The organism is Pseudomonas sp. EL_65y_Pfl1_R83 (assembly GCF_963970695.1).
Lineage (GTDB): Bacteria > Pseudomonadota > Gammaproteobacteria > Pseudomonadales > Pseudomonadaceae > Aquipseudomonas > Aquipseudomonas tritici.
The window spans coordinates 26,778-41,085 of sequence record NZ_CAXAQI010000011.1 but is presented as its reverse complement, the minus strand read 5'-3'; the positions used below and the strand labels follow the sequence as shown (position 1 = coordinate 41,085).

13 protein-coding genes and 2 pseudogenes are annotated in these 14,308 nt (G+C 59.2%); 11 read left to right on the top strand and 4 right to left on the bottom strand.

All coding sequences use genetic code 11. The annotated features are described in order from the left end of the window. Positions 1 to 45: 45 nt before the first annotated feature. Entirely contained in the window at positions 46 to 336 is a 291-nt protein-coding gene (locus AACY08_RS16865; RefSeq protein WP_339419185.1) for a DUF2782 domain-containing protein, read from the bottom strand. Between the two features lie 74 nt (positions 337 to 410). Here AACY08_RS16865 and polA point away from each other — a divergent pair, with 74 nt between their 5' ends. After that, positions 411 to 3,188 carry a DNA polymerase I gene (polA, locus tag AACY08_RS16860; protein WP_339470474.1) on the top strand — a complete coding sequence of 926 codons (2,778 nt, stop codon included), beginning with the start codon at positions 411 to 413 and terminating at the stop codon, positions 3,186 to 3,188. A gap of 268 nt (positions 3,189 to 3,456) precedes the next feature. Here polA and yihA read toward each other — a convergent pair whose 3' ends face one another. Beyond that, positions 3,457 to 4,098 carry a ribosome biogenesis GTP-binding protein YihA/YsxC gene (gene yihA / locus AACY08_RS16855; RefSeq protein ID WP_032862650.1) on the bottom strand — a complete coding sequence of 214 codons (642 nt, stop codon included), beginning with the start codon at positions 4,096 to 4,098 and terminating at the stop codon, positions 3,457 to 3,459. Between the two features lie 191 nt (positions 4,099 to 4,289). Here yihA and AACY08_RS30550 point away from each other — a divergent pair. From AACY08_RS30550 to AACY08_RS16825, 7 genes and pseudogenes are all read left to right on the top strand, one after another. Continuing rightward, positions 4,290 to 4,385: pseudogene (locus AACY08_RS30550) on the top strand (cytochrome); the annotation flags it as partial. 3 nt (positions 4,386 to 4,388) lie between these two features. Next, positions 4,389 to 4,508, top strand: a pseudogene (locus tag AACY08_RS30545) (c-type cytochrome); the annotation flags it as partial. A gap of 36 nt (positions 4,509 to 4,544) precedes the next feature. Further along, positions 4,545 to 5,156 (top strand): c-type cytochrome, encoded by a 612-nt coding sequence (locus tag AACY08_RS16845; protein ID WP_339470472.1) that lies wholly within the window; start codon positions 4,545 to 4,547, stop codon positions 5,154 to 5,156. Positions 5,157 to 5,324: 168 nt separating this feature from the next. Continuing rightward, complete coding sequence (gene dsbA / locus AACY08_RS16840) at positions 5,325 to 5,960, top strand: thiol:disulfide interchange protein DsbA (protein ID WP_339419178.1); 636 nt, start codon at positions 5,325 to 5,327, stop codon at positions 5,958 to 5,960. A gap of 10 nt (positions 5,961 to 5,970) precedes the next feature. Continuing rightward, entirely contained in the window at positions 5,971 to 6,849 is an 879-nt protein-coding gene (locus tag AACY08_RS16835; protein WP_339470470.1) for an endonuclease/exonuclease/phosphatase family protein, read from the top strand. Next, the gene (locus tag AACY08_RS16830) at positions 6,846 to 8,906 is read left to right on the top strand and encodes a GGDEF domain-containing protein (protein WP_339470468.1); all 2,061 of its coding nucleotides are present in this window, start codon (positions 6,846 to 6,848) and stop codon (positions 8,904 to 8,906) included. The genes AACY08_RS16835 and AACY08_RS16830 overlap by 4 nt, the downstream gene beginning before the upstream one ends. An 88-nt stretch (positions 8,907 to 8,994) precedes the next feature. Continuing rightward, on the top strand, positions 8,995 to 9,771 hold the full coding sequence (locus tag AACY08_RS16825; protein ID WP_339470466.1) for an N-acetylmuramoyl-L-alanine amidase: 777 nt from the start codon (positions 8,995 to 8,997) through the stop codon (positions 9,769 to 9,771). Here AACY08_RS16825 and AACY08_RS16820 read toward each other — a convergent pair. Together AACY08_RS16820 and algB are read right to left on the bottom strand one after the other, a co-directional pair. After that, positions 9,768 to 11,555, bottom strand: coding sequence for an ATP-binding protein (locus AACY08_RS16820; protein ID WP_339470465.1), 1,788 nt, complete (start codon positions 11,553 to 11,555; stop codon positions 9,768 to 9,770). The two genes, AACY08_RS16825 and AACY08_RS16820, sit on opposite strands and share 4 nt — an antisense overlap. Before the next feature lie 10 nt (positions 11,556 to 11,565). After that, entirely contained in the window at positions 11,566 to 12,912 is a 1,347-nt protein-coding gene (gene algB / locus AACY08_RS16815) for a sigma-54-dependent response regulator transcription factor AlgB (protein WP_339419169.1), read from the bottom strand. Positions 12,913 to 13,290: 378 nt separating this feature from the next. Between algB and AACY08_RS16810 the strand changes: the two genes are divergently transcribed. The 3 genes from AACY08_RS16810 to AACY08_RS16800 all read left to right on the top strand — a co-directional run bounded on the left by AACY08_RS16810 (position 13,291) and on the right by AACY08_RS16800 (position 14,290). Then, positions 13,291 to 13,575, top strand: a complete 285-nt coding sequence (locus AACY08_RS16810; RefSeq protein WP_339419167.1) for a hypothetical protein — start codon at positions 13,291 to 13,293, stop codon at positions 13,573 to 13,575. A gap of 80 nt (positions 13,576 to 13,655) precedes the next feature. Then, complete coding sequence (locus AACY08_RS16805) at positions 13,656 to 13,820, top strand: DUF1328 domain-containing protein (protein WP_084378456.1); 165 nt, start codon at positions 13,656 to 13,658, stop codon at positions 13,818 to 13,820. Between the two features lie 2 nt (positions 13,821 to 13,822). Next, positions 13,823 to 14,290: an inhibitor of vertebrate lysozyme family protein gene (locus tag AACY08_RS16800; protein ID WP_339470464.1), complete on the top strand. Its 468-nt coding sequence runs from the start codon at positions 13,823 to 13,825 to the stop codon at positions 14,288 to 14,290. Positions 14,291 to 14,308 lie beyond the last annotated feature (18 nt).

The window sequence follows — 14,308 nt, the reverse complement described above, 5'->3', positions numbered from 1 at the left end:
CCAGTACGGGCGCCGCTGTGCGCGGCGCCAATTTAAGTTAAGAAATCATTTCCATTCGAAGATCTTCCATGACGGGATCAGCATATCCGGCTGGTCAGAGCGGATGAAGTTCGCATCGGTTCCGTCCGCGCGCACCAGGAAATAGGGAGGCGCCCCTTTCGGAGTGACCTTGATTGCGTACAGGAACCCGTTCTGACGGTACTCCTGGATGGTCTTGTCGCCTTCCGTGCGAATGGTCACTTGCGGATCACCCCCAGGCGCATCGTCTGCCGCCATGGCAGCCAACGGAGTGAGTGAAATCAAGCCGGTCAACAGCAGGCGATTAAATGTACGCATGATAACCTTGTCCCTTTGTCGTCATTGGTCCGGCTATTCTAGCGCCTGACCCGCCGAAAAGGTTGATTCTGCTCATGAGCCAAGCACCCCTCGTCCTGGTGGACGGTTCTTCTTATCTGTACCGCGCTTTTCATGCGCTGCCACCGCTGACCACCTCCAAAGGCCTGCCGACCGGTGCGGTCAAGGGCGTGTTGAATATGCTCAAAAGCCTGCGCAGGCAGTACCCGGACAGCCCGTTCGCGGTGGTGTTCGACGCCAAGGGTGGGACCTTTCGCGATGACATGTACGCCGAATACAAGGCCAATCGCCCCAGCATGCCTGATGACATGCGCCTGCAAATCGAGCCATTGCATCAAAGCGTGATCGCACTGGGCTTCCCGCTGCTATGCGTCGAAGGCGTCGAGGCCGATGACGTGATCGGCACCCTGGCCCGCAGCAGCGCCGCCGCTGACCGCCCGGTGGTGATTTCGACCGGTGACAAGGACATGGCGCAACTGGTGGACGGCCACATTACCTTGGTCAATACCATGACCGGTAGTGCGATGGATATCGAGGGCGTAAAGGAGAAATTCGGCGTCGCTCCGGAGCAGATCATCGACTATCTGGCGTTGATGGGCGATTCGTCCGACAACATTCCGGGTGTTCCTGGTATCGGTCCTAAGACCGCGTCCGGCTTGCTTGTCGGTGTGAACGGCGGCCTTAAAGAGCTTTATGAGCAGCTGGATATCGTGCCGACCCTGCCTATCCGTGGCGCGAAGACGCTGCCGGCCAAGCTGGAAGAGCATCGAGAGATGGCGTTCCTTTCCTACCAGCTGGCGACGATCAAGATTGATGTGCCACTGGATGTGGGTCTGGATGATCTGCACCTGATCGAACCGGACCGTGAAAAACTGCTGGAGCTGTATACGCTGCTGGAGTTCAAGAGCTGGATTGACGAGATCCAGCGCGACGCCAAGCGTGTGGAGCTCAAGGCTGCTCCTGTTGTTGAAGCAGTCGTTGAACCCGTGGCGCCAGCGCAGACCACCTACACCACCATCCTCGACCAGGCGACCTTCGATAGCTGGTTGAAAAAGCTCAACGACGCGAAGTTGTTCGCCTTCGACACCGAAACCACCGGCATCGACGCCCAACAGGCACAGTTGGTCGGTGTTTCCTTCGCCGTGCAGCCCCATGAAGCCGCCTACATCCCGCTGACCCACGCCTACGTCGGCGTGCCTGAGCAGTTGGACCGTGACACCGTGCTGCTGGCCCTGAAACCGTTGCTGGAAGACCCGACCAAGCTCAAGGTCGGCCAGCACGCCAAGTTCGACATGAATATCCTGGCCAACTGCGCCATCGGCGGCGACCCCGCGCACGGCATTACGGTGCGGGGCATCGCCTTTGACACCATGCTCGAATCCTATGTGTTAAACGCCACCGCAACCCGGCATGACATGGACAGCCTGGCGAAGAAGTACCTGGATTACGACACTGTCAGTTTCCAGGACATCGCCGGCAGGGGCGCCAAGCAGCTCACCTTCAACCAGATCGCATTGGAGCAGGCCGGCCCTTATGCGGCTGAAGATGCCGATGTGACCTTGCGCCTGCATCAGGAGCTGTTCGCGCAACTGTCAGCAATCCCGAGCCTGGTGAGTGTGCTCACGGATATCGAGATTCCGTTGGTACCGGTGCTGGCCCGTATCGAGCGCCAGGGTGCGCTGGTGGACAAGGAGCTGCTGGGTATCCAGAGCATCGAGCTGGGCAACAAGATGGTCGAACTGGAGCGCCAGGCGTTCGAGATCGCCGGCGAGGAATTCAACTTGGGTTCGCCCAAGCAGCTCGGCGCGATCCTTTACGAAAAACTCGGCCTGCCGGTGCTGAAAAAAACCGGTAAGGGCCAGGCGTCGACTGCCGAAGAAGTGCTGGCCAAGCTCGCCGAAGATGACTATCCGCTGCCCAAGGTGCTGATGCAGTACCGCAGCATGAGCAAGCTGAAAAGCACTTACACCGATCGCTTGCCGGAACAAATCAACCCGCGCACCGGGCGGATCCACACGTCCTATCACCAGGCCGTGGCGGCTACCGGGCGCTTGTCCTCGAGTGACCCGAATCTGCAGAATATTCCGGTGCGCACCGCCGAAGGGCGGCGGATTCGCCAGGCGTTTGTTGCGCCTAAGGGCTACAAACTGCTGGCGGCGGACTATTCGCAAATCGAGCTGCGGATCATGGCGCACCTGTCGAAGGACGAAGGGTTGATGAACGCCTTCCGTCACAACCTCGATGTGCACACGGCGACGGCCGCCGAGGTGTTCAAGGTTGAGCTGGGTGAGGTTACTTCTGACCAGCGCCGCAGCGCGAAGGCGATCAACTTCGGTTTGATCTATGGCATGGGCGCGCAGAAGCTTGGCAAGGATATCGGCGTCGATACCAAGACGGCCAAGGCGTACATCGATGTGTACTTCGCCCGTTATCCCGGGGTTCGCGAGTACATGGAGCGCACCCGCGCCCAGGCTTCCGACCAGGGTTACGTCGAAACCTTCTTCGGGCGCCGGCTGTATTTGCCGGATATCCATTCCAACAAGCCACAGGAGCGCGCGGCGGCAGAACGCACCGCGATCAACGCGCCAATGCAGGGCACGGCGGCGGACATCATCAAGAAAGCCATGGTGCTGGTGGACAATTGGCTGACCGATTCGGGCCTGGATGCCAAGGTCATCCTGCAGGTGCACGATGAATTGGTGCTGGAAGTGCGTGAGGACTTGGTGGCCGAAGTCAGCGAGAGGATCCGTGAGCACATGAGTGCGGCTGCTCAGTTGGATGTGCCACTGCTGGTGGAAGTAGGTGTGGGCGATAACTGGGACGAAGCGCACTGATTACGAGGCTTTGCCACCACCTTGGGTGGTGGCACAGTGCTTTAGTCCGGAAGTCGCTGTCAGTTATTTCCAATAGTTTTTGAGCCTGCCGGAACTTAACCCGTGAACTGCCACTCAGAGTTACTGAATGGGTGGTGAAGCCCTTCAATGCTCCTATGTTGTGTTAAGTGTTGGCAGATATCTGGATCCCGCCCTAGCGGTCCGGAACTTGAACCCCGAACTTCCCCTCCCCATACGAAGTCCGGGGTTTTTTTTGCCTGCAGAAAAGTTACTCCGCGATTTCCGCGCCCTTGTCGGCCAATTCCATCCAGCCGGCCAGTACGGTGTAGGCGTCTTCCAGGCCCATACGCTTCGGCGCCGAGAACAGTTGGATAGTGATCGCGTCACCCCAGCCTTTACGGATTTCGGCCTGCACTTTGAGCAGAGTGTTCTTGGCGGCGCCGTAGGTCAGTTTGTCTGCCTTGGTCAGCAGGATATGCATCGGCATGCCGCTGGCAACAGCCCAATCGAGCATCAACAGGTCGAAATCGGTCATCGGATGGCGGATGTCCATCATCAAAATCAAACCCTTCAAACTCTCGCGGCCACCCAGATAAGCCTCGAGGTGACGCTGCCAGTGCAGCTTCAGCGGGATGGGTACTTTTGCGTAACCGTAGCCCGGAAGGTCGACCAGACGCCGATCATCGTCTAGCTTGAAGAAGTTGAGGAGTTGCGTGCGGCCCGGGGTTTTCGAGGTACGTGCCAGGCTGGCGTGAGTCAGGGTGTTCAGTGCGCTGGACTTACCGGCGTTGGAACGACCGGCAAAGGCGACTTCAAAGCCTTCGTCATCCGGGCATTGGTCAACTTTGGCGGCGCTGAGCATGAACGTGGACTGTTGGCACAGGCCGAGGATGGGATTCTTGAGTTGCATGAGATTTCCGATGTGGGCGATGCCGAGAAAGGGTGCGGCAAGCGGTGTCGTTTCCGTTTCAGTAGCGCCAGTATATAATGCCGCAGATTTTGTGTGTGCTTTGTCCCAGCGAAGGGCGAAGTTCACGGGAGCGAAAGACCTTTATTGCGCATTAGAACGCAAAACGCTCTCAAACCCTGAATGGTCGACGTTTGACCAAGTGGTTGCGCGCTGTCGGTGTCCTGGCCCCGCTTTAGGGTGCTCAGGCTACACAGGATCCGGAAGCAGTGTACAACCGAGTTTGCGTGGTCACGCGGGTGCAACACGTGACCCAGGGTTTCAAGGCAATGCCGCCGCGTGGTTTGTGCATGGACTGCAGTACTGAGGATTACCAGGCCATCATTGAGTTGATGGTGAGTAAACCCGGTTGATAACTCTTAAACCCTTAGCCGTAGTTGGATTAGCTGATGAACAAACTGATCGTGAGTCTGCTGTTGACCTTGGGCATCACTGGTGTTGCCCATGCTGCAGGCGACGCTACAGCGGGCCAGGCGAAAGCCGCTGTATGTGGTGCTTGCCATGGACCGGATGGTAACAGCCCGGCGCCGAACTTCCCCAAACTGGCCGGCCAGGGAGAGCGCTACCTGACCAAGCAGATGCAGGATATCAAGTCTGGCAAGCGCACCGTCCTGGAAATGACCGGCTTGCTGACCAACCTCAGCGATCAGGACCTGGCAGACATCGCCGCGTATTTTGCCAGCCAGAAAGGCAGTGTGGGAGCTGCCGATCCGAAACTGGTGGCCCGTGGTGAGAAACTGTTCCGCGGCGGCGACCTGGAAAAAGGTCTTCCTGCCTGCACCGGCTGCCACTCGCCAAATGGCGCCGGTATAGCAGCCGCTGGCTTCCCGCACTTGAGTGGCCAGCACGCAACCTACATCGCCAAACAGTTGACCGATTTCCGTAAGGAAGAGGACGGGCGAAGCAACGACGGCGATGCGATGATCATGCGCACAATTGCTCGCAAGCTGAGTGATGAAGACATTGCGGCGGTCTCCAGCTACATCCAGGGGCTACACTGAGGCGCACACGACGTTAACGCTCGATTAATCCATCGATGCAAGCATAAAAAGGGTGGCTTAGGCTGCCCTTTTTTGTGGCCGCTACCGTTACACTAACGAACTCATGCCCGCGTAGACCTGTCACAACAAAGGTCGCGTGAGGCGACTTTATTTGTCCAGGAGTAAAGCATGCGTAATCTGATCCTCAGCGCCGCTCTCGTCACTGCCAGCCTCTTCGGCATGACCGCACAAGCTGCCGACGTGCCGCTTGAAGCCGGGAAAACCTATGTTGAATTGGCCAACCCGGTTCCGGTTTCGGTGCCAGGCAAGATCGAAGTGGTGGAGCTGTTCTGGTATGGCTGCCCGCATTGCTACGCTTTTGAGCCGACGATCAACCCATGGGTTGAGAAACTGCCTAAGGACGTGAACTTCAAACGTATCCCTGCCATGTTTGGCGGCCCATGGGATGCTCATGGCCAACTGTTCTTGACCCTGGAAGCCATGGGCGTAGAGCACAAGGTGCACAACGCCGTGTTCAATGCGATTCAGAAAGAAGGCAAACGCCTGACCAAACCAGACGAAATGGCTGACTTCGTTGCCACCCAAGGCGTCGACAAGGACAAGTTCCTGGCCACCTTCAACTCCTTCGCGATACAGGGCCAGATCAAACAGGCCAAGGAACTGGCGCAGAAGTATGGCGTGCAAGGTGTACCGACGCTGATCGTCAACGGCAAATACCGTTTTGACCTGGGTACTGCTGGCGGCCCGGAAGCTGTCCTTAATGTTGCCGACCAGCTGATCGCCAAAGAGCGCGCAGCCAAGTAAGGGGCCTGTCATGCGCCGCTGGGGTACCGAACGTGTGGTTGGCCTGCATGATCCGCAGGTCAACGAACATCACCTGGAAACCACAGGTTTGCTGCCGGACAGTCGTCTGCGGCTGCTGAGCTTCAATATCCAGGTGGGCATCAGTACCGAGAAGTATCGGCATTACCTCACCCGTGGCTGGCAACACCTGTTGCCCCACAATGGGCGCGCCGGCAACCTGCAAAAGATCGGCAACCTGTTGAATGACTTCGACCTAGTTGCCCTGCAGGAAGCCGATGGCGGCAGCATGCGCTCCGGCTATATCAATCAGGTGGAGCACTTGGCCCAGCTGGGTGCCTTCCCTTATTGGTACCAGCAGCTTAATCGCAACCTCGGGCGTCTGGCGCAGCACAGCAATGGTGTGCTCAGCCGCTTGAAGCCTTCTGCCATCGAAGACCACCCGCTGCCAGGCCCCAAGGGCCGCGGCGCTATCCTTGTGCGTTTTGGCGAGGGGCCAGAGGCTTTGGTCGTGGTGATGATGCACTTGGCGCTGGGTGCACGCACCCGGACCCTGCAATTGGCCTACATCCGAGAGCTGATTGGCAATTACAAACACCAGGTGCTGATGGGGGACATGAACACCCATGCCAGCGACCTGCTGCTGAATTCCCCGTTGCGCGACCTTGGCCTACTGGCACCGCAAGCCGAAGCTACGTTTCCCAGCTGGCGCCCGCAACGCTGTCTTGACCATATCCTGCTAAGCCCGACCCTCACACTCGAGAGTGTGCAGGTGCTGGCGCAGCCCATCTCCGATCACCTGCCGGTCGCGGTAGAGATTCGTCTGCCGGGTTCGCTCACGGCCGATGCATTCCCCGCGCTGAGTCCCGGCCCTCGCGGACCCCTTGCATGAGCGACGACGCCCAGCGCTGGAAAGAGAAGTACCTTAAAAGCATTGAGCAACAGGAAAAGCTCGAACGTCGCTGGGCTGCCCGCCTTGACCTGATGCGGCGTGGGCTCGTACGCAGTACGTTGGCGGCTGAGGGCACCGATCGCGCGGTTGACCAATGCATGAAGGAAATGCGCGACGTTGTCCGCACGGATGACATGGACGCCGCCCTCGCCGCGTTGCTGCCGCGCCTGGAAAAGGCCGTTCTTGAGTCAGAGCAGCGCCGCGAAACCCGGGTCGATCAGATCAGCACTGCGCTGACCTCCTTGGTCACGCAACTGCAAAAGCTGCCGTTGCCCCGTGAGGTCATCCGGCCGCTGAAGGCGTTTGCCAAGCAGTTGGACGGACGCGTCGGCCAGGCACGTGAGATCCCGTTGTTGCTGAGCGAGTTGAGTGGCCTGCAAAGCCAGGCGCTGAATAACCTGGAGCCCGGCGGCGAAACCACGCGCGCAGGGCCTGGGCTCTTGCAGCGTCTGTTTGGTTCCAAGGATTTCGCGAACGAGGCGCTAGCAAACGAACCGGTCCCCATCCCGGCATCGCAACCCCCTGTGGCCAAGCCCGTCGCCGAGCCTCAGCAGCCCGAGCAGTCCGAGGAGCTGACGCAAGCCTTGCGCGCCTTTGCGCCACAGCCTCAAGAGCCGGCTGTCCTTGCAGTTGAATCGGATGCACCGGCAAAGGTTGCCGAGGCCTCCAGTGAAGCGTTCGTCTACGAGGCCGCCGCTCAAGCCGCTCCTGTTGAAGCGCTCGCAGCGCCCTTGGCGCGTGTGGAGCCCGAGGTCGAACTTCAGGCAGAACAGCTGGCACCGGAAAGCGCCCTTGCCGCCTTCATCGAAACACCCGAACTTCAGGTCGAAACCCCGGATAAGACTGCCATCGGCAGCCTGTCGCTCCCGCCTGTGCTGGAGGTCGAAGAGTCCAACCCCGACGAGCTGCAAGCGGATGGCGCGTATTCCTTACCCGACTCGCCGGAGCCGTCCTACAGCTTCGTGGCCAAGCACATCGAAGACACCCTGCTCGGCCTGCTGGAAGAGCTGGCATTGCCCGAGCGCCATCGGCCCCAGGCCGAAGCCATGCGTGAGCGTCTGGCCCACGGCCTGAACTGGTACGAACTGCTGCCTATCCTCGACGACCTGGCAGTCTTGATGCTGGCGATCACCGACAGCGGCCAGCATGAGTTCGAGGCTTACCTCAAGCAGCTCAACGAGCGCCTCGAAGCGTTCCAGGGGCATTTGCAGGTCGCCAGCGACGGCCACGCCGATAGCCGTTCCGCCGCCCGGGAGCTGGACACGCAGATCCGCGAACAGGTCGACGGCCTGCAAAGCAGCGTGCAGGAAGCCGCCGACCTGGACAGCCTCAAGCACGTATTGGAAAGCCATCTCGAAGGCCTGCTGGGCACCATGGATGAGCACCAGCAGCAGCGCGATCAACGTGAGCAGGAAACGGCTGCACGTCTGAAGGGCCTGGCCGAGCGGGTTGCCAATATGGAGCAGGAAGCCCAAGGCTATCGCGAGCACCTGGAGGTTCAACGCCAGAAGGCCCTGATCGATCCGCTCACCGGCTTGCCCAATCGCGCAGCGTGGAGTGAGCGCCTGGATCAGGAGGTCAACACTTGGCACCAGCGCGGCAACAACCTGTCGCTGGCGATGCTGGACCTGGATCACTTCAAGCGCATCAACGATGGCTACGGCCACCTGGCTGGCGACAGGGTGCTGAAAATCATCGCCACTGTGCTGCGCAAACGCCTGCGACCGACTGACTTTATCGCGCGCTTTGGCGGTGAAGAGTTTGTCTTGCTGATGCCTGACTCATCCTTGAAGGATGCCCTGGCGGCGGGCGAGGTGTTGCGCGCAGCGATTGAGGCGTGCCCGTTTCACTTCAAGGGCGAGCCGGTGACGATCACGGTGTCCATGGGCGTGGCGCAGTTCCAGCCGGTAGAGCGCAGTGACCTGGCGCTCAAGCGCGCCGATGCGGCGCTATATCGGGCAAAGGCAGCGGGACGGAATCAGGTGCAGGCAGCCTAAAAAATGTTCCATTTTGTAATTTGACCGCCAGGCCACAATCGGTACGTTACACTGTTGCATTATCGTCTTCAGTGTAACGTCTTCCGTCATGAAATCCTTGTACTTTGCTTTTGTGTTCCTTCTGCTTGCGGGCTGCGCCAGCGGCCCTCGCCTGGACACCAACCACCCCTCGGTGAATCACGACAACCGCGTGCAGTTCGTGGTCGTCCATTACACCTCCACCAACCTTGAACGCTCCCTGGCATTGCTCACCCACGGCCAGGTCAGCAGCCATTACCTGATCGGCGACGATGCCTCCGCCACCATTTACAAGCTGGTTGATGAGAGCCAGCGCGCCTGGCATGCCGGGGAAAGCGAGTGGATGGGGCGCACCTGGCTTAACTCCAGCTCCATCGGTATCGAGATCGTGAACCCTGGCTACAAGGACACGCCGACTGGCCGACTCTGGTACCCGTACTCTGAGGCGCAGGTGCAATCCCTGGTGGTCTTGCTCAAAGACATCAGTAAGCGCAACGGCATCGACCCCAAAAACATTATTGGTCACAGCGATATCGCACCGCTGCGCAAGTTGGACCCGGGCCCGCTATTCCCTTGGAAGCGCCTGGCTGCTGAAGGGCTGGGCGTATGGCCGGATGCCCAGGCTTTCGCGCGCTACCAGGTGCAATACGCCACCGAGCTGCCGAGCATTACCTGGTTTCAGGAAGAGTTGGCGCGTCTGGGCTACCAGACACCCCAGACCGGAGAGCTGGATGTGGCCACGCGTCATGTGATCGCGGCGTTCCAGATGCATTTCCGGCCATCGCTTTTTGACGGCGCGCCAGATGCGGAGAGTGCAGCGATCCTGCGAGCGTTGAACCACCGTTAAAGCGGTAACGCCATATAGAACTGAGTGCCTTGCCCCGGCCGCGAATACACGCCCATGCGGCCGCCGTGCAATTGCACGATCTCCTTGCACAGCGCCAGCCCCAGGCCGGCGCCGCCTTTCTTGCGGCCTACCTGGACGAAGGGCTCGAAGATCCGCCCCTGTTGCCCGTAAGCGATGCCTTCGCCGTTATCTTCGACGCTGACAATCACCCGCTCACCATGGCGGCGCGCCTGCAGGCGAATCTGCCCGCCAGTGGCTGTATGGCGCAGGGCGTTACCCAGCAGGTTATCGAGCACCCGCTCCAGTTGTGCCTGGTCTGCATACAATCTGGGCAGGTCGGATTGAGTTTCTACCAGCAGTTCGACGTTTTGCGCGTTGGCTGGCTCGACGAAGCGCGCCCGGGCGTGTTCCAGCAGGTCAGTCACATCGCACTGCCCCAGCGTGAGTTTCTGCAGGCCGTTCTGGTACCGCGAGAAATTGAGCAGGTCGTTGATCAACTGCATCAGGCGCTGCATCTCTTCATTAACCGTGTCCAGCAGGTCCGCTTCACGGGACTCTGCGGGAAACTTCGCGCGTTCGCGGAACAGTCCGAATGCCATGTGCATGCCGGTCACCGGCGTACGCAGTTCATGGGAGGCGCGTAGTACGAACTCGCTGCGCACCCGCTCGAATGCCCGTTGTTCGGTGACGTCATGCAGCACCATCACCGCGCCGAGGATATGCCCCTCGGTATGGCTCACGGGGGTCAAGCTGTAGGTCAGCAGGCGCAGTTCGCCTTCGACTTCCACTTCCAGATCGTCCGGCGCCCGCTCCAGGTTGCCGCCTCGCAGTACCAGTTGCAGTTGCTCGTCCAGTTCCGGACGCACCAACGCCTCGCCCAGGCCCTGGCCGAGGCGTTCCTCGTCCCAACCTAATTGCCGCTGGGCGACAGGGTTGAGATGCTCCAGGCGGCCTTGGCGGTCGATCATCAGCAAGCCATCGTCGATGCTGTCGAGCACCGCTTGCAGGCGCTGCTGGCCCGCCAGCAGTTCATCGACATTGGTCGCCTGATGCTGGCGCAACGCTTCGGCCATGATGCCGAAGCGCCGGGTCAACAGGTTCATTTCCGCGGCAGAGGAGATGGGCAGCGTCACCTCGAAATCGCCCTGCCCGATCTTGTCCGCCGCCTTGGCCAGGGCTTCGATCGGCCCGCCAAAACGCCGGGCAATGCCATGAGCCGTAATGAATCCGATGATCAGCACCGCGAGCCCCACCAATCCCAGAACGCCGGCAATCAGCAAGGCGCGCGCGCGGGACTTTTGTTCGCTGGCGCTGATGCTTTCCAGGGCGTGCTTGTGTTCGGCGATCAGGCCGTTACGCAGCACGTTGAAGGTTTCGTGGAGTTTTTCCTTGCTGCCCGGCGGCGGCGAAGCCTGCTGAGACTCATCGAAAGCCTTGAGGAAACTCAAGTAGTCCGTCATGGCCTCGCTGAAGCCGCTTCCGGTGTGAGCTTGCCGCTCATGGGCAATCCCCTGATCCAGCAAATCAAAGTAGCGTCCTTTCGAGGCTTCCAGGGCTTCCGGATTAGGGCGCGCCTCCAGCATCATCATCAACTGGTCGCCCAGGCTCTGACGCAGCTTGAGCCCCAAGTCGAGGGTAACGAAGTTGCTGCGAATTGAAGACTCCTGGGTCTTGGCCATTTGCATGACGCTGACCAAGCCCAGGATCAAACCTAGCAGGGCAACGGTGATCAGCGCGGAGATGCTCAGGAATAACCGAGTGCGCAGTTTCATCGCTAACTTCATAGGGTACAGCTCACAGGTTGTACTGTTTACGTTTGCGGTACAGGGTCGACGCGTCGATACCCAGGGTGCGAGCCGCCTGGTCCAGGGTGTCGCTGGTAGCGAGGACGGCGCCGATGTGTGCCTTCTCCAACTCGTCGAGGCTCAGCGCCGCACCGATACGCGGCGCATTGTTGGTCGGCTGCTCAGACATCCCGAGGTGGCTGATTTCGACCTTATCCTGGGGACAAATGATGCTGGCGCGTTCCACTACGTTGCGCAGCTCACGGATATTCCCCGGCCAGCGATAGTTGAGCAGCGCTTCGCGCGCTTCATCGCTGAAGCCGCGTGCAGGTCGGGCGTATTCCTTGACGAAGCGCGCCAGGAAACGGTCGGCCAGGGTCAGGATGTCTTCACTTCGCTCGCGTAGCGGCGGCAGGTGCAAGGTGATCACGTTGAGGCGATAGAGCAAGTCCTCTCGGAAGCGGCCGTCGCGCACCATGTCTTCCAGATTCAGGTTGGTGGCCGCGAGGATACGTACATCGGCACGACGGGTGACCGGGTCGCCCACACGCTCGTATTCCTTGTCTTGGATGAATCGTAGCAATTTAGGTTGCAAGGTGAGTGGAAAGTCGCCGATCTCGTCGAGAAACAGTGTGCCGCCATCTGCTTGGTTGACGCGGCCCAAGGTGCTTTCACTGGCACCGGTAAAGGCCCCACGGCTATGACCGAACAACTCACTTTCCATCAGCTCTGCGGTCAGCGATGGGCAGTTAATGGTCACACAGGATTTCTTTGAGCGCTTGCTCCAGCCGTGAATGGCTCGCGCCAGCTCACCTTTACCGGTACCGGATTCACCCAGGATCAAGATGTTGGCATCTGTCCCGGCCACCTGGCGTGCGGTTTCCAGTACAACCATCATCGACGGGCTGTGGGAGTCGAGGCCATCTTTCGGTTGGCGCACTTCGCCTTCGAGGGCCTCGAGGCGCGCAGAGAGTTGACGCACTTCCAGTTGCTTGGCGGTGGCGAGGCGCAGTTGGTCGGGGCTGCAAGGCTTCACCAAGTAGTCGGCGGCGCCAGCCTGGATCGCATCAACAGCGGTGTCGACCGCCGAATGGGCGGTCACAATCACCACGCGCATCCAGGGCGCCTGGATCCGCATCTGGGCCAGTACATCCAGGCCATTGTCTTCGCCCAGGCGCAAATCCAGGAAGCACAGGTCGAACACCTGGCGCTGCATCAAGGTATCGGCCTGGGCAGCGCTGTTCGCGGTAGCCACTGTGTAGCCTTCATCTTCCAGGCAATAGCGGAAGGTGCGGAGGATCGCGGATTCGTCATCCACTAAAAGAATGCGGCCTTGAAGTTCCTTGGCTGATTCCATCTGTCCCGCGCTCCCTAAAAGTATGAATGATGGTGTTTAGTCCCGGAATAATCGGGCAAGTTGCATGGTTTATTCTGATCGATAAATGGCGACGTCGTGCAGGTATCTGCAGCCCTGTCTACAAAGCCCCGTCTGATGGCGTTTCCATACCCTCGTGCCGCTTGGGCAACACACCTTACGCTTTCTATCCCTTGATCCGACCGCTGGCCGTCGTGCATTTCGCACGGCGCCAAGTGGGCGATCGTGCAGGATGCTGGGTTTATGGTGATCTATTAATAGATAAGCTATTGATTTTGTTGATATTTATTTTGTAAAAAAACTGGCATGCGCTCTGCAATATCCCTCTCACGAATAATCAAAATGTGGGAGAACAGCAGCATGACTCGCCAAAGCCTTAGTCAATTGCGTGTATCGCCACTGCGCTTGCAGCAAGGGCTGTTTGCCAGCTTGGCGCTGATTGTCACGTTGATTGGTGTTCAGCAGTTGCAACATTGGCAGCAGAGTCAGCAGCAGGTTCCTCAGTTTGAGCGTCCGGCCATGACCCAGACCCATTTCCGTTCCGTTGGCAGCGTTGCTCCCAGCGCAACAGCCCCGCAATTGCGGATGGTTGACCAGGCGTCTTCCCTGAGTGAACTGCCATCCCAAGAGCGTTGGGTGTTCTAGGCAACACAACGGCTACTCGTGTTGAGTGGCTGTGCGGCACCACAGCTGTTACCTCTTAAAGAACGATAAGGAGAATCACCATGTTGAGTTGGGCAATCACATTTCTGATCATCGCCATTGTGGCTGCAGTCTTGGGCTTCGGTGGCATCGCGGGCACCGCCACGGGTATCGCAAAAATCCTGTTTGTGGTCTTCCTGGTGATGTTCATCGTTTCTTTCTTCTTTGGTCGTCGCGGCCGAGGCTGAAAATGACCACTCTGTCCTTCAAAGCCATTACTGCCGCCCTGCTTCTGGGCGGTAGCGGCTTGGTGATGGCCGCCAATGACGGCCAATCCCGAGCCAACGAATTGCTCAGCTCGGACCCGCAATACCGTGAAAGCTGGCAAGGCGTGGTGAAGAAAGAAGAGCGTCTACCAGAATGGGTATTGAACCTGTCGGGCACGGCCGAGCAAATGAATGCCGTGGAAGAAGACGGTGATAAGTATTTGGTTGGGCCGCTCTGCGAAACCGCTGACACGTGCCTGAACAAGCGCTTGATCGTTGCCTTCAGCTTCGACAAGGAAGATGCCTACGCCATGTTGGTTGAGGTCCCGGCCGGCCTGCCGGCGGACAAATCGCCCACGCGGCATGCCGACTACCGTTTTATCGGCAAGCCGGACGAAGGTATGCAGAAGCTCCTGATGGAGCAACTGAAGAAAGATCCGAATTGGTACTAGGTTCCGCCTGACGCGATG